Here is an 18,467-nt window from a genome sequence, read left to right as displayed (position 1 = left end):
GATTATTGTCAGTACGCTTCGATAACATCCTAAATTTCCCCCGTTAACCAAGAATTCTATCCCTATTATACAAAAAAGCCTGTAGATTTGGCCCCTAAGTTAGGGACTTTGTCTACAAGCTGATATACTGCCGAAGCTTTTCGGCAGTATATTTTCTTATATACCTTTTATACAGCTTCTGGAGTGATATTTCCTCTCTCTTCAACTTCATCTACTAAGCGCGTTAATAACGAGACTAGTTGTTCACGGGTTTCACACTCGTTTATTTGGTTTCTATATTTTCCACTCCCAGGAACTCCTTTTAAGTACCAAGCTGCATGTTTTCTCATTTCTCTAACTGCAACATATTCACCTTTTAACTTAATTAGCCGGTCTAAATGTAATATACAGACATTCATTTTTTCTCTTACAGAAGGCTCGCCTATTAATTCTCCAGATTCTAAATACTTTACGGTGCGATAAATCATCCATGGATTTCCGAGTGCTGCTCTTCCAATCATAACACCATCACAGCCTGTTAAGTCAATCATCCGTTTAGCATCTTCAGGTGTTTTTACATCGCCATTTCCAATAACAGGGATACTAACTGCTTCCTTTACTTCTCTAATAATATCCCAATTTGCAGTCCCTTCATACATTTGAACCCGGGTCCTGCCATGCAAAGCAATTGCCGACCCTCCTGCTCTCTCAACGGCTTTTGCATTTTCAACTGCAAAAATATGGTCTTCATCCCAGCCCATCCTCATTTTAACCGTCACTGGCTTTTCAACTGCATCTACAACCGCTGAGACCATTTCATAAATTTTGTTAGGGTCTAATAACCATTTCGCTCCGGCATCACATTTGGTAATTTTAGGTACAGGACATCCCATGTTGATATCAATAATATTAGCAGTTGTATTTTTATCTACAAACTTAGCTGCTTCTACTAACGTTTCCTTTTCGCCACCAAAAATTTGAAGAGCCATCGGATATTCACGTTCATCAATGTAGAGCATATTCATAGTTTTCTCATTTTTAAATATAATGCCTTTATCACTAACCATCTCTGCATAAACTAAACCCGCTCCAAATTCTTTAACGGTAAGACGAAAAGCTGAGTTGCAAACGCCAGCCATAGGGGCAAGGACAACTCGATTTTCTATTTGGATGTCACCAATTTTAAACATTTCCCTCCCCCTTCTTCATTCATGAATTAATCGGATGGTTTTAATTCGTCTATTGAAATTTTTAGAAGTTTACTTATTTCTAATAAAAGCGCCATATTAGGCATTCTGTTTCCTCTTTCAACTTCGCCTAAAACCGATACTGAAATTCCTAGCGATTGAGCAAAGCTTTCTTGTGTGTATCCCTTTAATTTTCTAAAAGCTCGAATACGTCTTCCCCATTTAACTGCTTCCATAATCGCACCCCTTTTTGATTTGATATCTTTTTAAGTGCGTCAACTACATTCCGCTCTACTTTTGGTATAATAATGGTCGGATTAATTTCAGTCAACGGAATTAATACAAACTCTCTCTCATGCATTCGAGGATGAGGAATTGTTAGTTGGTTACTTTCATAAATTTCTTCATTATATAATAAAATATCAATATCAATGGTTCTAGGACCCCATCTCACATTTCGAATTCGCCCTAGATCTTTTTCTACTTGTAGGCAATAATTTAATAATTCCATTGCAGTTAGTGAAGTGTTTATTTCGACAACGATATTAAGGAAACAATTTTGTTCTTCAAATCCAACTGGATCCGTTTCATAAATAGACGAAATTTTTGAGATAGATATTTTAGGATGAGCATTTAGTAAGGATATAGCCTTTTTTAAATATTTAAATCTTTCGCCAATATTAGACCCTAATGATAAATAAGCTTTGTTAGACATTTTCTCACCGACTTCTTGTAATTTCAACTGCCACGGATTGATAATTTCCTGGGATAGGAGGATCAGGTTTTGTAACTTTCACCGTACAAAATTGAATTTTCTTGTATTGATTTAATATTTCTTCGGCAATTTTTTCAGCAACTGATTCAATTAATTTATACGGTTTACCTTCCACAATTTTTTTACAAAGATTAAATAATTCAGCATAATTAATGGATTCATCTAAATTGTCCGTTATACCAGCTTTTTTTAAGTCTGTCTCTACTATTAAATCGACTATGAAACGTTGACCTAATTTCGTCTCTTCTGGAAACACTCCATGATAACCATAAAACTCCATCCTATTTAAATAAATTTTATCCACAATTACCATCTCTCCCCTTACCCATGAGTATATCCATCATTTTAGCCATCCTGCTCATTTCTTTAACGTCATGGACTCGCATAATGTGACAACCTTTAGTAATCCCATAACATACGGTAGCGCCTGTTCCTTCCATTCTTTCATTTACAGGTAAATCTAATGCTTGTCCAATCATAGATTTTCTTGATGTTCCTAATAAAACCGGATAGCCAAGTGATACAATTTTATCTAAATTTCGCATCGTTTCTAAATTTTGTTCATAATCTCTAGCAAAGCCTATTCCTGGATCTAATATTATTTGTTCATCTTTTACACCTGCACTTTTAGCAATATATATACTTTCAAATAAATCATTTAAAACGTCTCTCATAAACAGTTGATAATTTCGGTCTGTCCTATTATGCATTAAAATAATCGGTACGTTATATTGAGAAGCAACTTTTACGATATTCCTATCTTTTTTTCCACCCCAAATATCATTAATAATATTAGCACCCGCTTCGAGAGCTTGCTTTGCTGTTTCTGATTTATACGTATCGATAGAAATTGGTACGTTAACAACTTTTCTTATTTCTTTAATAACAGGGATCACTCTATTGATTTCTTCCTCTACACTTATCGGCTTATGACCAGGACGTGTAGATTCTCCACCTATATCAATAATATCCGCACCTTGCTCTACCATTTCCTTTGCACGACGTGCAGCCTCTTCCACAGCAGTATACTTCCCGCCATCTGAGAAAGAGTCTGGTGTTATATTTAAAATACCCATGATAAGCGTTTTTTTCGAAGTATCTAAAGTATAATCTCCACATTTTATTATAAATTCCATGTAAAACCTCCACGGAGAGAAATAGTTATCGTAAAAATAATATATCAAAGGAAAATAAAAAAATGAATGGATTCAGGAACAAAAGCACGAGGCAAACGTACTGCTTATACTACAGAGATAACCATTCATAAAAAACAAATCTATAAAGAGCTGTTGGACTAATTCAGGATCATACCAAGGAATAGAGTAGTGAAATTGGGTTTTAAACACTAATTTGAAAGCTAAAACAGTGATACATAAAATAATATTTATTATTTTTAATCACAAAAAGAGAGAGGCTTACTAATATGTAAGCCCCTTATAATTATGATTCAAATTGGTAAAGTGGTGTACTTAAATATCTCTCTCCATTACTTGGTATAATGGCTAAAACTTTTTTACCTTTACCAAGTTTTTTTGCAACTTGTATAGCTGCATAAATGGCAGCTCCTGATGAGATTCCTCCAAGGATTCCTTCTTGTCTTGCTGTTTTACGTGCCCATTCGAACGCATCTTCTGTAGATACTCTGATTATTTCATCATAGATATTTGTATCTAATATTTTTGGAACAAACCCTGCCCCAATTCCTTGAATTTTATGAGGTCCAGGCTTACCACCTGAAAGAACAGGAGAATCTGCTGGTTCGACTGCATAAATTTTTATGTTTGGATATTTCTCTCTCAACACTTTCCCTGCACCAGTAATGGTTCCTCCTGTACCAATACCTGCTACAAAAGCATCTAAAGAGTCTCCCATTTGTTCTACAATTTCTGGACCAGTTGTTAAGCGATGAATTTCTGGATTAGCTTCATTGTTGAATTGCTGAGGCATAAAATAACCTTCCTCTTTTGCAAGTTCTTCAGCTCTAGAAATAGCACCTTTCATACCCTCTGGCCCTGGGGTTAATACTAATTCCGCACCGTAAGCACGTAAAAGATTTCTTCGTTCTAAACTCATTGTTTCAGGCATGACAAGTATGGCCTTATAACCTTTTGCTGCAGCAATCATTGCTAACCCAATACCTGTATTCCCGCTTGTAGGTTCAATGATTGTGTCACCTGGTTTAATTAAGCCTTTTTTCTCCGCATCTTCAATCATCGCTAATGCAATTCGATCCTTTACGCTACTGCCAGGATTCATAAACTCCAGCTTTAAATAAACATCTGCCATATTTTCATCTACAACTCTGTTTAATTTTACTACAGGGGTTTTGCCAACGATTTCCGCAATCGACTGAACCGCTTTCATACTTTTCGCCACCTTTTTTAAAAATTCCTACTATTTTTATTGGTTTTATATTAGTTTAATGATTATTTTAGAACATTGTCAACGAATTTGATTACAATTTTTTCTTTTCATATATTTTATGGGTCTTATTCAAAAACTATCCCAAAAAAAATAGCATAGATTTTTCTATGCTACCCATTCGTATCTCCATAAAACCAATGAACTCCAATTTCATCCCAAAAATGACGGATAGACATAGGGGCATCGAGCTGTTTAAGTGCAATTTGTCTTCTAATTTGGTTTTTCATCTGGTCAAAACTATAATGTACACCTTTAACATGTTCATGTAAGAAAATAATTGCATATCCTATGTCTGTTTTAATTGGATTGCTCCAATGATTTGCTTTAAGCTTTTTAGCTTCTTCTACATATTTTTCTGGATAATGCTCGTCACCTTCAGCAATAAATCCAATATTTCCGCCTGATGTAGCTGATAAAGGATCAACAGACCATTCCATTGCTAAGGTTTGAAAATTTCCTCCCTTTTCTAATTCCCCTACTATCTGTTGGGCCTCATCTAATGTTCTTACTACAATATGTGATAAATGATAGTAATCTGGAAAGTTATAAAACATTTTATTCTGTTCATAATACTGTTCAATTTCTTTTTTGTCTATGGAAACATCTTTCGTAATTATTTCTTCAATGACAAGGCTATTTTCAATTTGTTCTTCCCATTCTTTTTCATTGAAAGTTTCCCCATTCAAAGTGCCTGAGTACATAATCTTTAACATTCTTAGTTCTCTTTCTACTTCAATAGGATCAATGGAGATTTTGTATTTCTCTTTAAGTTTTTTAACGATTTTCTGGTTTATTAGTCCTTCAAGTACATCTTTTCCATACTTTTTTTCTATTTCTAAAAGCCAAGTTTCACGAGTAATATTTTCATTACCTACTTTAGCTACTACTTCCTCTTTTCCATCTAGAATATCACTAGAAGCGTTAATGCTTTTTTTATCTGATAACATATAGGCAACTGTCAAACAATTAGTAAGGATAAGACCCATTATTACGTATATAAGCAGTCTTTTACTCAAGAGTCTCCTCTCCCGACCTCTATCTTTTTATTTAGCTTCTTTTTTTAATTCTATAAGTTCTTCTTTTGTAAAATGGTATACTTCATTACAAAAATGACATTGTACTTCTGCCTTACCATCTTCTTCAATCATATCTTCTATTTCTTTGGCACCTAAACTAATTAGGGCATTTTGAAACCTGTCTTTCGAGCAATTGCATTTAAATCTTACTTCTAATTGATCCAAAATCTTTAAATTGTCTCCCAATAGCTCACCTAATATTTGTTCCGGTGTCATCCCTTCATTAACCATGGTTGATACAGGTTTGATCGATTGTAATCGCCTTTCTAAAGATGAAATGGTTTCTTCTGTGGCACCAGGCATTAGTTGTAAAATAAATCCTCCAGCAGCAGCAATACTGTGGTCTGGATTAACTAGTACCCCTACTCCAACAGATGAAGGAACTTGCTCAGAAGAAACAAAATAATAAGTGAAATCCTCTCCGAGTTCACCTGAAATAATTGGGACTTGCCCTGAAAAATGTTCTTTTAACCCTAAATCTTTTACTACTGTTAAAACCCCGTTTGTTCCAACAGCTCTGCGAACATCTAATTTTCCTTTTTCGTTTAAATCAAAATGTACGTGAGGATTAGTCACATAACCGCGGACATCTCCATTTGCATTTGCATCTACAAGGATTACTCCTATAGGGCCTCCACCCTCTATTTTTATTGTAATTTTACTATCACCTTTTAACATTGAACCCATCATAACTCCAGCGGTCATTGCGCGACCTAACGCCGCAGACGCTGTCGCCAACGTACCATGTCTACGCTGCGCTTCTGCAACTGTGTCTGTTGTACAAACAGCATATGCACGAACTTGTCCATCATAACCTAATGCTCTTACTAAATAATCACCCATTCTGTTGCTCCTTCCAAATAGCTATTTTCTCTGATTGGTCTTGTTTCTTTTATAAATGATTAGAAGTCCTTTTAACGTCAAATATGGATCAATAATATCTATACAATCGGATTCCTTTGCAATTAATTCGGAAAGTCCACCCGTTGCTATAACTGTCGGAACTTTTTTGCTCTGCTCCTTCATTCTTTTGACGATTCCTTCCACTTGTCCAACGTATCCGTAAACAATGCCCGACTGCATGGCTGAGACAGTATTCTTCCCAACGATTTCCTTCGGTGCAGCAATTTCTATGCGTGGCAGTTTTGCCGCTCTTGAATATAATGCTTCAGTTGAAATTTTTATTCCAGGTGCTATGGCTCCGCCCATATATTCACCGTTTTCATTTACATAACAATAGGTAGTTGCTGTTCCAAAATCTACAATGATTAATGGGGCACCGTACTCATGAATTGCAGCCACTGCATTTACAATTCGATCGGCTCCAACCTGTTGAGGATAATCTGCCTTTATATTTAACCCCGTTTTAATTCCAGGTCCAACAATAATTGGTTTAATATTAAAATATTTATGACACATTTTTTCAAGTGCCAACATAATTGGTGGTACGACTGAAGAAATAATGATACCTTCGATCTCTCCCATTGAAATTTCAGCATGGTCGAAAAGGGACTTAATAATCATTCCATATTCATCTTCTGTCCTATTACGATTCGTTTCAATTCGCCAATGATGAATCAGCTCATCTTTATCATAAACTCCTAGGACAATATTAGTGTTGCCTACGTCTAATACAAAAATCATGTTCTCACCACTTTTTCATCTCTTGTTTACTGCAAACATCATAACATACAAAATCGATTATGGATAATTCCCATTTTATAAGAACGAAGAAATTTTTTCTATATAAAAACCCCGTACTAAATTTGTACGGGGAGTTCCTTTAATCTTATTTGTCATCTTCGGATTCATCGCTTGTCTTTTCTGGAGAAGAATCGTTCTGTTTTTCTTCTTGAATTTTGCTAATGGTTGACTCTTCTTTTTTCCCAGAAATATTGACTTTCACTTCTTCTTGACTGTTGCCGCTTCGATCAGGTAATGTCCCATTTTCCATTAAATGCTTGATCTGTTCAGCATCTAAAGTTTCCACTTCAAGCAATGTATGGGCAATCAAATCCAACTTCTCACGTTTTTCTGTGATAATATTTTTAGCTCTTTCATAACACTCTTTAATGATTCTTTGTATTTCAAGATCTATTTCGTAGGCGATTTGATCAGAATAATTTTGTTCGTTATGGAAATCCCTTCCTAGAAATACTTGACCTTGAGATTGTCCAAATTGCAATGGTCCAAGTTTATCACTCATACCATATTCGGTTACCATTCGGCGAGCAATGCTTGTTGCACGTTGGAAGTCATTATGTGCACCTGTGCTTACTTCACCGAAAACTATTTCCTCAGCTACGCGACCACCTAATAAACCAGTTATTTTGTCTAGTAATTCTGGTTTTGTCATTAAGAAACGGTCTTCTTTAGGTAGCATAACAGCATAACCACCTGCTTGACCACGAGGAACAATTGTAACTTTGTGAACGAAGTCTGCTTGATCAAGCGTAACTCCAATAATCGTATGTCCACTTTCATGAAAAGCAACAATGCGACGTTCTTTTTCAGAAACCACACGGCTCTTTTTCGAAGGACCGGCAATTACACGATCAGTTGCTTCATCTACGTCTGACATATCAATTTTCTTTTTATTTTGGCGTGCGGCAACTAATGCAGCTTCATTTAATAAGTTCTCAAGATCAGCACCAGAAAATCCCGGTGTTCTCATGGCGATCGTTTTTAAATCAACAGATTCATCTAGCGGTTTATTTCGAGCATGCACACGTAATACAGCTTCCCGTCCTTTAACATCTGGACGATCAACGGTAATTTGTCTATCGAAACGACCTGGACGTAATAATGCAGGGTCTAAAATATCCGGTCGGTTTGTAGCGGCAATAATAATGATTCCTTCATTAGCTCCAAATCCGTCCATCTCAACGAGTAATTGGTTTAACGTTTGCTCTCTTTCATCATGTCCTCCACCAAGTCCAGCACCACGTTGACGACCAACTGCATCTATTTCATCAATAAAAATAATACAAGGAGCATTTTTCTTAGCGTTTTCAAATAAATCTCTTACTCGAGATGCACCTACACCAACGAACATCTCAACAAAGTCCGAACCGCTTATTGAGAAAAATGGAACACCTGCTTCCCCGGCAACCGCTCTTGCAAGCAGCGTTTTACCCGTTCCAGGAGGTCCAACTAATAGTACACCTTTAGGGATTCTTGCTCCTAATTCAGCAAATTTACGTGGATCTTTTAAGAACTCAACCACTTCAACCAATTCAGCCTTTTCTTCATCGGCTCCAGCTACATCTTTAAAGCGTACTTTTTTCTTATCTTCACTATATAATTTCGCCTTACTTTTCCCAAAGTTCATGACACGACTTCCGCCGCCTTGAGCTTGGTTAAGTAAAAAGAAGAATAAGATAAATATAATGATAAACGGAATCATAGTGGTAAAAAATGATACCCAACCACTAGTTTCCCTAGCCATTAAATATTCAATTTTTGTATTATTCGTAGTAGCTATTTGATCTATCTTTTGTAAAGCTCCACTATTTCCAAGTGGGATATTTACTAAGAAGAATTCATTTTCACTAGTTCCCTTTAACTTACCTCGAACCTCATATACTTGTCTTTCGGGTTGCAAGGTAATGGAATCTACCTCACCTTTTTCTAAGTAAGTAATAAATTCTCCATAACTAATTTGTTTTGTCGGTTCATTATTATCATTAAAAAAACTGACAACACCTATGATGACAAGAAATATTAGTAAATAAAAAATAGTATTACGGAAGATACGATTCATCCCTGACCTCCTCCTAAGGGAAACAAACTATAGTAAATAGTATCATAGATATTTATACCATTACAAGAAATTACACTCATGGATATTAATCATTTTTTGAGTAAACTTCAGGTTTTAAAACCCCAATAAATGGAAGGTTGCGGTATTTTTCAGCGTAATCCAACCCATAACCAACTACAAACTCATCTGGTACGATAAAACCAACTAAGTCTGCTTTAATGTCCGCCTTTCTCCCACTAGGCTTATCTAATAAAGTAACAATTTTTATTGATTTTGCCTTGCGATATCGAAATAATTCAACTAAATAACTAAGTGTTAGACCACTATCGATAATATCCTCAATGATTAAAATATCTCTTCCTTCTACAGAAGTATCAAGGTCTTTTAAAATTTTTACTTCACCGGAAGAAACCGTTCCACTCCCATAACTAGAAACATCCATAAAATCCATTTCTAGATATGTATCAACATTTTTTAATAAATCTGCCATAAAAGGCATTGCACCTTTTAGTACACCTATCGCAAGTGGAAATCTGTCTTTATATTCCTCGGTTAATTGTGCTGCCATTTCTTTTATTTTTGCTTGAATTTCTTCTTCGCTGATTAAAATTCTTTCAATATCTTGCTTCATCTAATAATGCCCCCTAAAATTAGCTATCCTGATTCTTCTCATATTTAAGAATAATATAGGTGCCAGCTATATTACCATCTACATTTGCTTCATAATTTGATTTTTTTAATCCCGGGATCCAGATTATTTCCCCGTGACTATTTGTAATTACTGGCCAATAGTCCCTATACTTTTTTGGTATCTTTTCATCAATAAAAATATCACTAATTTTCTTTGAACCATTCATACCTTTTAATTGAATTCGATCTCCATTTTCTCTAGTTCTTATGTAAAGAGGGAGTGGTATTTTGTTTAAATCTAATATAAAAACATTATTCCCACGTACATTATTTCCCTTGAAATTATTAACTGTTAGGATGCTTCCATCCGGGAGTTCAATATTATGCGTAAGGTCCCATAAATAATTATACGGAATCATCTTATTGGATGGAAAATGAAATGAACATATATTATAGGAACGTTCAACCTTTAATCCATTAGGTAAATTCAACATTCCCGATGGATTGAAAGGATTATTTAACAGCCTTAATATTGAATCAATATGTACGGCGGATAATGAAGGAGGAATTTCTTTATAGAGATAGTTTAATATTAGATGAATCCCTCTTCTTTGTAAAGGCAAAGGCATAGATAAAAACGGTTCTATTGTTATTTCATAATATTTTTCACATTTCTTCCTCATTAATTTATTCATTTGTTGGACAGTTAATTCCATTAAGTATGAATGATCCTCTTGTAATTCTTCACTATATCTTTGAAAATGGATATGCACATTTTTATTTTCCTCTTTTAAAAATGGTAATATTTTTTGTCTAAATCGATTTCGACTATAATCTAGTTTTTTATTACTTGGATCATATACTGGATGAAGAGAGTGTTTCTTGCAATAATCTTCAATTTCATCTTTTGTTACACATAAGAATGGTCGAACAATAAATCCTTGTCCAAACTTTCTTTTGACTGGAATACCGGCTCTTCCCTTCCAATCACTTCCCCGTGTTAACCTCATTAAAATGGTTTCAATTTGGTCATCTCCATGATGAGCTAGTGCAAGCACATTTAAATTTTTCTCTTTCATCACTTTTGAAAAAAAGTTGTATCGTACCTTACGAGCTGTCTCTTGAAGTCCTGTCTTTTGTTCTTCCATAATTTTTTGAACGTATATTTGTTCTCCTATAAACTCGATGCCCCATTCCTCACAAAGCTTTTGCACATACAGAAGTTCATCATAGGATTGTTTACCTCTAAACATATGGTCGACATGAGCTGCTACAATGGTAAATCCCCATTGATGTTTCCTTTCCTTCAAAAAATGGAGAAGTGCCAATGAATCTGGCCCGCCAGATACTCCAACTAAGATTTTATCATTTTGATGCAATAATTGGTGGCGGTTAATAAATTGCTGTACGTTTTGTTCCAGCATGATATATCGTCCCTTACTTTAACTTGAGCATTTTTTATATTCTTTCATATATTTTACCAATAAATCGGTAAAAAATGATAGATTATTAAATTTCAAAAAAATTTTTTAATAAATTTTTGCTATTACATATAAAGCATAAAAAAGACTAATAACAAAAACGATAAAGACCGTTTCAAATAGACTACTTTTTTTGCTTTTGTATACACCATTCTGGCTGGAAGGTTTATTTACAGATTTTTTATGCATATTTGTTTTATTCTTTATTGTTTTCTTAACAGTATACTTATTTAAGTTATCGATAATATCATCTCTCATTTCTAAAGCTGATTGATATTTCCCGCTTAAAGCTTTTATTAATACTCCTTCATATTGGGAAAGTTCACGATGATTTTTTATTATTTCTTTTAGTTGTAAAAGTCCCGATTGTTTCCTTTCAAATTTTTTTGGATAGAACGCATTTATCATGACCATGGCAACAGCAAATAAGTCATAGGATGGTTCTGCTTTTCTGCCACCTAATCCCCAATATCCGCGATCAAAAAACTCGGTATATTCTTTAATTGCCCTTCCTTGTAAAGTAGTTCCTCCGACATCTATACATCTAATTTTTGGTGGTGGATTAGAAACAATTAAATTTTCAGGTTTCAAATCTCCAAATACCCAGCCTTGCATATGCAATTGATGCAAATCATTTAGTAATTGAAGAATTAATATTGGCACCCATGTATAACCATTTTTTTGAATAAACTGCACAAAATTTAACCCTTCGATATACTCCATAACATAAAATGGAATAAAAGTTCCTTCTTTTGCCCAATCATCGATATCAATCAAAGAAGGTCCGAGGGCATACCCTTGGACCTTGGAGAACGATTTTAATACATTAACCTCCGATGTAATCGAAACACTATTATTGCTCATTTTTATAGCTACTTTTTTTCCATTCCAATCTGCCAAGTAGACTACCCCATTTGCTCCATATCCGAGTTGTTTTATAATGCGATATCGATTTCGATGCCATTTTCCTATCACTACCGTTCCATAGGTAATACTAGACAGACTCTTCAAAGATTGATTCATCATCTCTTCTTAACAAACTCCTTAATGAACGTTTTTTCTCGAAATATGAAATCGCTTCTCTAATTGCTGGACCTGTCGGAGTAATTCCACCTGGTGTTAGTTTAGAAAAAATAGTCGTTAATGATTCGAGTTTAGGTGTCCAATCTAGCAATTTTTCGACATCTTTCCTTTTCCCGGGAAATACAAAAACCGCAAATTTATTGTCTCCCATTCTCGCATTGAGACTTAAAGATAAGTCTAATAATGCTTCTTTTACAGTCGGAAGTTTATGTTTCATACTTGCACTTGTATCAACTAGTATCAATACTTCTAAGTTAACAGTTTCATTTAGTTCATCAACAACTTCCATGATTTCTCCTCTTTTTTCAGGAGGAAGCTCTTCCATAGATGCTGAAGAACCTAATATTTGTCTTAGTTCTTGATTAACTACTCCTTGAATAGTTTGTGTCATTGCTTTTCGAGTCACCATTTGAACGGTTTGTGATAATTGTTTCGTATAAACAACTTGGCTAACTCCACCACCTGAAAGGGCAATCCCTTCAATTTCTTGCATTCCTTGTTCATCAATGACATCGTTTTCCATTACTCCAATAACATTAACGGTAATTCCTTGTTCTTTTGCTAATGCTGCCATCGCAATGGGGTCTTCCCCTTGGTTTGAACAGCCGTCAGTAATTAATAAAATTTGTTTTAACGTTCCTGTTTTCATAAAACTCCCCTCCGCAATAAAGTTATTACCATCTTCGACGAATGGAGGGGAATTTATACTATCTTAAAAGCGTAAATTTATTATTATTTTAAAAATGTGAGAAATTATGCACGTTTTTTAATTGGTGCAGGAATTGCTGACCATTTTGGAATATTGTGGTTAATTTTAGCAACAATCACAGTCATATCATCATCAATATATTTTGATTTTGTCCGAATAACTTCTTCTAATAATAAATCTGCAACTTCTTGAGGATCATTTGTTTCGATCTCTCGAATTTTTCGCTTCATCCATAAATCAGGATTTTCTATATGCTTTGGTCCTTCAAAAACTCCATCACTCATCATAATTAATAAATCCCCTGCTTTTAATTGCTCTGATACAACATCTACTTCAAAATCTTGCACAATACCAATAGGTAAATTACTTGCTTCTATTTTAAATACACGATCTCCTCTTTTAACAAAACTTGGTGAAGAGCCAATTTTCAAAAATTTGGAATGAGCATCTTTTAAATCTATTATCGCTAAATCTAATGTTGAAAAAATTTCATCTGTTGTTCTAAGGGTTAAAATGGAATTGACAGATTTTATCGCTACCTTTTCTTCTATTCCGGATTGCAGTATTTTTTTCAACAACATTAATGTTTCATTGCTCTCATAATGAGCTTTTTCTCCATTTCCCATACCGTCACTTATAGCAATAGCATACTTCCCTGCACCTAATTCAATCATTGAATAACTGTCCCCGGAAATTAGACCGCCACCTTTTGCCGCATGGGCAACTCCTGTTTCAACTGTGAAAGCTTTAGCTGAACGAAAAGTCACGTAACAGTATTCATTTGGTACTTGTGCACATTCCTCTGACTTGACTACAATATTTTCTCCTAAAATATCAGATAACAATGGGGCAATCAGCTTTTCACATTGTCCGTGACCTTGACAATAAGGGATTGTCATATCGATATCAACATTTCCCTGTTCAAGGCTATAAATTTCAACATGGTTAATCTCAATGCCAAAGGATTGTAAAGCATTTAAAATTTGCTCTTCTTGTTTTTCATGATTATCTCTTTCCCTTTGAATTTCTTTTGCAAAGTTACTCATTACCTCTGATACACCTAATAATTGATCGGCCACTAGCCTTCTACTTTCTTTCACCTGTTTTTTCAATTTTTTATTAGCCAAATAATAGTTCAATTCTTTTTGAATGGCATCTATGACTTTATCATTACGAACGCAATGTTTGACCCATTCCCTATTCGTCCATTGAGATAAATTCCCATTGTTTTCTTCTAATTCAAACATTGTATGTTTCATTAAGTCATAAGTTTTTGTGAAATTTTTCGCCCAACAAATCTCTTTTTTAAAGCATGTTTGACATGTTTTTTCCGTCACATTGCTTAAAAAATAATCTAATTCACGATCATCATCATTGTCGTCATTTATGTCATATTGTGAAAAACTTTTCGATAAGGCATGAAACATAGAGGAAAATTGTGCTACACGATGAGCAGTTACATCCCTAATTTTTCTCATGTACTGTTGCTGTTCTGCTGAATATTCTGCTGTCCCAGGTATACTTTTTGCAAGTCCTGATGTAAAACCTTTAGGAGTTAAATATAGGAGAATAATTGCAACAAGAGTCTCATAAATTGATAATTGAAGAGTAGATATTCCTTCACCATACATACTTATAAGTAATGTAGCAATAAATAGACCAACTGAAACACCTAATTTTTTCCCTTCTTTTAACAATCCACCTAATAATCCAGCAAATGCAAGTAAACTCATTTGCGAGAAACTTGTAACATTTGCCAACCCGAAAATTAATCCTGTAACAACACCGACAGTAGAGCCAACAGTTGCTCCAGCCACAAAAGAAAAAATAAGGATTAGATATCTGGAAAAAATATTTTCAATGGAAAGACCGTAAATGGTCCAACCTATCGTCCCTGTCATAACAGATGCGAGCAGAATAATTAAACAGACAATTTCTTCTGTTTTTAAATGTTGTCGATTTCGACTCATTGTAAAAAATGGGATACTTTGAATAAAAATTAACGTTAATACAAAACCAAGACTTGCTTCCACACCTGTCATCATTAAATCATATAAGGATATTTGTCCTTTAGACATAAAAATTAATCCCATTCGAAAGAGAAGAATGGTAACAAATATATAAAACGGCAAAGACTTTAAATGATCTTTTCTTAAACTTTGAGTAGTTCGATATAGGAGTAGGAAAAATAAGCTTCCTCCGAAAACGTAAATAGAGTCAATAACAGAAACGGTTAAGGAACCACCGACTAATCCAATTAATACTAACGGTGCACGGTCTCTTCTAATTAGATAAACTGAAGCAAAGAATGGTAATCCAAAAGGTGATAAAGTAGACAAAATAAACGCTCGACCCAATAAAAATCCAATGAGAAATAAGAGTATTCCCTTCCCAATGAAAAGGTCCGCCAACCTTTTATTCAATTTTCCAATTGCATTACTCCAATCCATTCGATCCATTTGAATACTTGATTCCTTCATGGGTTCAAAGATCATCCGTTCTACTTTTTCCATTGATTATACACTCCCTCTTCCGAACTAATTTAAGGGATATTATATATGGGACAGGCTGTAAACTTTGTCAAAATTACTATTTTAAAAATGAGAAATATTCGACTAGTCTCAACGGATTATTTAAAAAGTAAACATAATTTTGAGTTTTTTTTATTTATTTAATCAATGTCTATTTTTGAATTCATATAATAAAACATTGATAATAAAGGGGTTCTCGCATTTCGACATAAATGAAAAAAACAGCGGAAAATTTTAAGAATGTAGAAAAATCACCCTTGCGAATGGAATATTAGTTTATTACAGTAATAAAAAACATTGCTGTTATTCTTCACAAATTACTTTTAAAAACATTAATTGTACTCATTAGACCATAAAATTTTTTTGATTTTTCATTGACAGGTACTAAAAAACTTTGTAATATAGTTCTTGTCGTTTTAATATGGCGGCGTAGCTCAGCTGGCTAGAGCGTACGGTTCATACCCGTGAGGTCGTGGGTTCGATTCCCTCCGCCGCTACTTCTATTGGCCCGTTGGTCAAGTGGTTAAGACACCGCCCTTTCACGGCGGTAACACGGGTTCGAATCCCGTACGGGTCATAAAATAGAGAAAGCACCTCAAACATCACTTGAGGTGCTTTTTTCATGCCCTTTAATTTTTTCTATGACTAAATGTTTATACCACGACATTTGTAGAAGTGCCATATTGAAAACATGTATGTAATCAATCAAAACAAAAAACTGCCCGTTGAACGAGCAGTATAGACAACATTTATTATTGAAAACGGAACTTCTTATATTTATATCGGATCAAAGACAGCAAGTTACCCGCGTCTAGCACCTCTTCCGCCCCGTTTTGAATCAACACTACGTTTTAAAGATGAAAGTCGATCTTCACTTTCTTTTAAGAATCGAGCCATTTTTTGCTCAAAACTTTCTTTTGAAGAACGATCTCCTTTATTGGAACGATTTGAACGTTGAGAAGGTTCATTTTTTCTTTCCTTTGCCTTTTTTATTGACAGGCCAATCTTACCATCTTTCTCAACATTGATAACTTTCACTTCTACTTGGTCGCCAACTTTTAGATGTTCGTTAATGTCCTTTACGTAATTATCTGCAACCTCGCTGATATGAACTAGACCCGTTGAGCCCTCTGGCAGCTCTACGAACGCTCCAAAATTAGTGATACCTGTTACTTTGCCTTGTAACTTGCTGCCTACTTCAATTGACATAAAAAAGTATTTCCTCCTTAAATTTAAAAAAATAAAACTTTAATATATATTATAGCCAAGATTAAAATTATGTGTCAATTAGAGTCTCCTTTTTCCTTTTTTTTGTCTTTATTCTTATCGTTTTCTTCAGGAATTGTAAATATAATTTCATTTTCATCAGATAAATAATATTCTTTACGTGCCAACTTCCCTATATACTCATCATCATTCAGTTTTATAATTTCTTCCTCTAGCAATTTTTGTTGTTTTTGAAGTTCAGAAAACTTTGTCTCTAATTGACTCAATTCTTCTTGCTTTGCTTTTATTGTTTTCGACTGAGAAATCAAGGTATTTATTAAAAAGTAAGAAACTATTGAAACCATCACAAAAAATACGGACAAACGGCGATATAGCAGCTTCCGCTTTTTAGCTTCATGTTTTTGTTTTAATTCATGCTTTATTATATATGTTTCATTCAAAGGTGTGATGGTCCGCTTATTTGTTTTGCTATTCATCCCCGTCTCTCCTCAATTTTTATCCTTATTAAACCTATTCTTTATTCTTGAGAAAAATCCTTTCATTTTATTATACATACTTATGAAAAAATTTTTAACGTTCTTCGGAACTATTTTCCAAAAAACATTTAAGATGAGTTGAATTGGATATCTGAATATAAAAAATAGCCATTTCATAATCTTCCAGATGAAAAGAAGTAAGGATTTTAACATGAGTAATATTGATGTACCTATAGCAATTAATAAAGAAATTAGCGATCGAATAGGTTTTACGATAAACAATTGGACTGCATGGACCATCATTTTATAAAAGGATATACTGATTCTAATGATCTTCTCAAGTAGGTTAAGATATATTCGTTTCAATAGACTTTGATATGCCGCATAGCCACATAATAAGGCTAAAAATATATAAAATCTAACTTCTCCTTTATTTACCGTATATAATACATAAAATATTACTAAACCTTGAAAAAGCCAAAATAATATATCATTAATAAAAATAATCCATTTCTTTCTTTTATTTCTTTTTAAAAAGCGGCTATATGTGTCTAAAGCCGCCCCAAAAAAGCTTCCCATGGCGATCATGGAAAGCATTGTATAAAATTGTACTGTTAAACTCATTTAAACAACTTGCTAAAGAAACCTTTAGCTTTCTCCCCTTGATATTCATCCACATATACAATCTCAAAAATTTTCCCTTTTATGGAAACAACTCCTTTATCAACATCTAAGTTCTTCATTTGTAAATTTTGCCCTCTAATATTGAGCAAACCCATGACCGTTTCTAATAAAAATTCCTCATTGTCAAAGCTTTCGACATGTTTTACTCCTGTAATATCTAGAATACGTCTGCTTCTCATAATAATATCATGATCTTGTACCGTATTTTTAACATTGGAAGGCTCGTAATATTGGCTCATATACATCCCCCGATTCAATATTTCTTATATTAAATAGTTATGTTCAGCTAAAAAAAATAGAACAAGCTATTTGCTTGTTCTCAGCTTGTAGACAAAGTCCCTAACTTAGGGGCCAAATCTACAGGCTTTTTTGTATAATAGGGATAGAATTCTTGGTTAACGGGGGAAATTTAGGATGTTATCGAAGCGTACTGACAATAATC

General features: G+C 34.2%; 18 protein-coding genes, 2 tRNA genes and 1 pseudogene. 2 read left to right on the top strand and 19 right to left on the bottom strand.

The window, feature by feature from the left end:
- Positions 1-167: 167 nt before the first annotated feature.
- The 15 genes from dusB to spoIIE form a co-directional block, all read right to left on the bottom strand.
- Positions 168-1,169, bottom strand: a complete 1,002-nt coding sequence (gene dusB, locus AC3ASS_RS10720; RefSeq protein WP_488283521.1) for a tRNA dihydrouridine synthase DusB — start codon at positions 1,167-1,169, stop codon at positions 168-170.
- 26 nt (positions 1,170-1,195) lie between these two features.
- Complete coding sequence (locus tag AC3ASS_RS10715) at positions 1,196-1,402, bottom strand: helix-turn-helix domain-containing protein (RefSeq protein WP_488283520.1); 207 nt, start codon at positions 1,400-1,402, stop codon at positions 1,196-1,198.
- A complete protein-coding gene (gene folK / locus AC3ASS_RS10710; protein WP_488283519.1) occupies positions 1,354-1,881 on the bottom strand; it encodes a 2-amino-4-hydroxy-6-hydroxymethyldihydropteridine diphosphokinase in 528 nt (175 codons plus the stop codon). Before folK ends, AC3ASS_RS10715 begins: the two co-directional genes overlap by 49 nt.
- 4 nt (positions 1,882-1,885) lie before the next feature.
- Positions 1,886-2,245: a dihydroneopterin aldolase gene (folB, locus tag AC3ASS_RS10705; protein WP_488283518.1), complete on the bottom strand. Its 360-nt coding sequence runs from the start codon at positions 2,243-2,245 to the stop codon at positions 1,886-1,888.
- Positions 2,238-3,077: a dihydropteroate synthase gene (gene folP / locus AC3ASS_RS10700; protein ID WP_488283517.1), complete on the bottom strand. Its 840-nt coding sequence runs from the start codon at positions 3,075-3,077 to the stop codon at positions 2,238-2,240. The genes folB and folP overlap by 8 nt, the downstream gene beginning before the upstream one ends.
- Before the next feature lie 304 nt (positions 3,078-3,381).
- A complete protein-coding gene (gene cysK / locus AC3ASS_RS10695) occupies positions 3,382-4,305 on the bottom strand; it encodes a cysteine synthase A (protein ID WP_488283516.1) in 924 nt (307 codons plus the stop codon).
- 170 nt (positions 4,306-4,475) lie between these two features.
- Complete coding sequence (locus tag AC3ASS_RS10690) at positions 4,476-5,381, bottom strand: peptidyl-prolyl cis-trans isomerase (RefSeq protein ID WP_488283515.1); 906 nt, start codon at positions 5,379-5,381, stop codon at positions 4,476-4,478.
- Positions 5,382-5,408: 27 nt separating this feature from the next.
- Complete coding sequence (hslO, locus tag AC3ASS_RS10685; protein ID WP_488283514.1) at positions 5,409-6,284, bottom strand: Hsp33 family molecular chaperone HslO; 876 nt, start codon at positions 6,282-6,284, stop codon at positions 5,409-5,411.
- 21 nt (positions 6,285-6,305) lie between these two features.
- Positions 6,306-7,085, bottom strand: coding sequence for a type III pantothenate kinase (locus AC3ASS_RS10680; RefSeq protein ID WP_488283513.1), 780 nt, complete (start codon positions 7,083-7,085; stop codon positions 6,306-6,308).
- 145 nt (positions 7,086-7,230) lie between these two features.
- A complete protein-coding gene (gene ftsH, locus AC3ASS_RS10675; RefSeq protein ID WP_488283512.1) occupies positions 7,231-9,204 on the bottom strand; it encodes an ATP-dependent zinc metalloprotease FtsH in 1,974 nt (657 codons plus the stop codon).
- 85 nt (positions 9,205-9,289) lie between these two features.
- On the bottom strand, positions 9,290-9,835 hold the full coding sequence (hpt, locus tag AC3ASS_RS10670; protein ID WP_488283511.1) for a hypoxanthine phosphoribosyltransferase: 546 nt from the start codon (positions 9,833-9,835) through the stop codon (positions 9,290-9,292).
- A 19-nt stretch (positions 9,836-9,854) separates the two neighbouring features.
- The gene (gene tilS, locus AC3ASS_RS10665) at positions 9,855-11,258 is read right to left on the bottom strand and encodes a tRNA lysidine(34) synthetase TilS (RefSeq protein ID WP_488283510.1); all 1,404 of its coding nucleotides are present in this window, start codon (positions 11,256-11,258) and stop codon (positions 9,855-9,857) included.
- Positions 11,259-11,363: 105 nt separating this feature from the next.
- A complete protein-coding gene (locus tag AC3ASS_RS10660; protein WP_488283509.1) occupies positions 11,364-12,341 on the bottom strand; it encodes a protein kinase domain-containing protein in 978 nt (325 codons plus the stop codon).
- Positions 12,310-13,047 (bottom strand): VWA domain-containing protein, encoded by a 738-nt coding sequence (locus AC3ASS_RS10655; protein WP_488283508.1) that lies wholly within the window; start codon positions 13,045-13,047, stop codon positions 12,310-12,312. Before AC3ASS_RS10655 ends, AC3ASS_RS10660 begins: the two co-directional genes overlap by 32 nt.
- Positions 13,048-13,151: 104 nt before the next feature.
- On the bottom strand, positions 13,152-15,620 hold the full coding sequence (gene spoIIE, locus AC3ASS_RS10650) for a stage II sporulation protein E (RefSeq protein ID WP_488283507.1): 2,469 nt from the start codon (positions 15,618-15,620) through the stop codon (positions 13,152-13,154).
- Positions 15,621-16,061: 441 nt separating this feature from the next.
- On the opposite strand from spoIIE, the gene AC3ASS_RS10645 reads away from it, so the two are divergent.
- Both AC3ASS_RS10645 and AC3ASS_RS10640 read left to right on the top strand, forming a co-directional pair.
- Positions 16,062-16,135: transfer RNA gene (locus AC3ASS_RS10645), tRNA-Met, on the top strand.
- An 8-nt stretch (positions 16,136-16,143) separates the two neighbouring features.
- Positions 16,144-16,215 (top strand) — tRNA-Glu (locus AC3ASS_RS10640).
- A 224-nt stretch (positions 16,216-16,439) separates the two neighbouring features.
- On the opposite strand, the gene AC3ASS_RS10635 is transcribed toward AC3ASS_RS10640, so the two are convergent.
- The 4 genes and pseudogenes from AC3ASS_RS10635 to yabP all read right to left on the bottom strand — a co-directional run bounded on the left by AC3ASS_RS10635 (position 16,440) and on the right by yabP (position 18,264).
- Complete coding sequence (locus AC3ASS_RS10635; RefSeq protein ID WP_488283506.1) at positions 16,440-16,847, bottom strand: S1 domain-containing RNA-binding protein; 408 nt, start codon at positions 16,845-16,847, stop codon at positions 16,440-16,442.
- Positions 16,848-16,921: 74 nt separating this feature from the next.
- Positions 16,922-17,341: an FtsB family cell division protein gene (locus tag AC3ASS_RS10630; protein WP_488283505.1), complete on the bottom strand. Its 420-nt coding sequence runs from the start codon at positions 17,339-17,341 to the stop codon at positions 16,922-16,924.
- 366 nt (positions 17,342-17,707) lie between these two features.
- Positions 17,708-17,965, bottom strand: a pseudogene (gene yabQ, locus AC3ASS_RS10625) (spore cortex biosynthesis protein YabQ); the annotation flags it as partial.
- Positions 17,962-18,264, bottom strand: a complete 303-nt coding sequence (yabP, locus tag AC3ASS_RS10620; RefSeq protein ID WP_488283504.1) for a sporulation protein YabP — start codon at positions 18,262-18,264, stop codon at positions 17,962-17,964. The pseudogene yabQ and the gene yabP, both read right to left, overlap by 4 nt.
- Positions 18,265-18,467: the final 203 nt, after the last annotated feature.

The organism is Bacillus sp. JST-5 (assembly GCF_057747715.1).
The sequence above is the reverse complement of the archived record's forward strand: the minus strand, read 5'-3'. Positions and strand labels throughout refer to the sequence as shown.

Coding starts and splice junctions, on each gene's coding strand:
- dusB (WP_488283521.1), bottom strand. CDS start 1,169: ATGTTTAAAATTGGTGACATCCAAATAGAAAATCGAGTTGTCCTTGCC.
- AC3ASS_RS10715 (WP_488283520.1), bottom strand. CDS start 1,402: ATGGAAGCAGTTAAATGGGGAAGACGTATTCGAGCTTTTAGAAAATTA.
- folK (WP_488283519.1), bottom strand. CDS start 1,881: ATGTCTAACAAAGCTTATTTATCATTAGGGTCTAATATTGGCGAAAGA.
- folP (WP_488283517.1), bottom strand. CDS start 3,077: ATGGAATTTATAATAAAATGTGGAGATTATACTTTAGATACTTCGAAA.
- cysK (WP_488283516.1), bottom strand. CDS start 4,305: ATGAAAGCGGTTCAGTCGATTGCGGAAATCGTTGGCAAAACCCCTGTA.
- hslO (WP_488283514.1), bottom strand. CDS start 6,284: ATGGGTGATTATTTAGTAAGAGCATTAGGTTATGATGGACAAGTTCGT.
- AC3ASS_RS10680 (WP_488283513.1), bottom strand. CDS start 7,085: ATGATTTTTGTATTAGACGTAGGCAACACTAATATTGTCCTAGGAGTT.
- ftsH (WP_488283512.1), bottom strand. CDS start 9,204: ATGAATCGTATCTTCCGTAATACTATTTTTTATTTACTAATATTTCTT.
- hpt (WP_488283511.1), bottom strand. CDS start 9,835: ATGAAGCAAGATATTGAAAGAATTTTAATCAGCGAAGAAGAAATTCAA.
- tilS (WP_488283510.1), bottom strand. CDS start 11,258: ATGCTGGAACAAAACGTACAGCAATTTATTAACCGCCACCAATTATTG.
- AC3ASS_RS10660 (WP_488283509.1), bottom strand. CDS start 12,341: ATGATGAATCAATCTTTGAAGAGTCTGTCTAGTATTACCTATGGAACG.
- AC3ASS_RS10655 (WP_488283508.1), bottom strand. CDS start 13,047: ATGAAAACAGGAACGTTAAAACAAATTTTATTAATTACTGACGGCTGT.
- spoIIE (WP_488283507.1), bottom strand. CDS start 15,620: ATGGAAAAAGTAGAACGGATGATCTTTGAACCCATGAAGGAATCAAGT.
- AC3ASS_RS10635 (WP_488283506.1), bottom strand. CDS start 16,847: ATGTCAATTGAAGTAGGCAGCAAGTTACAAGGCAAAGTAACAGGTATC.
- AC3ASS_RS10630 (WP_488283505.1), bottom strand. CDS start 17,341: ATGAATAGCAAAACAAATAAGCGGACCATCACACCTTTGAATGAAACA.
- yabP (WP_488283504.1), bottom strand. CDS start 18,264: ATGAGCCAATATTACGAGCCTTCCAATGTTAAAAATACGGTACAAGAT.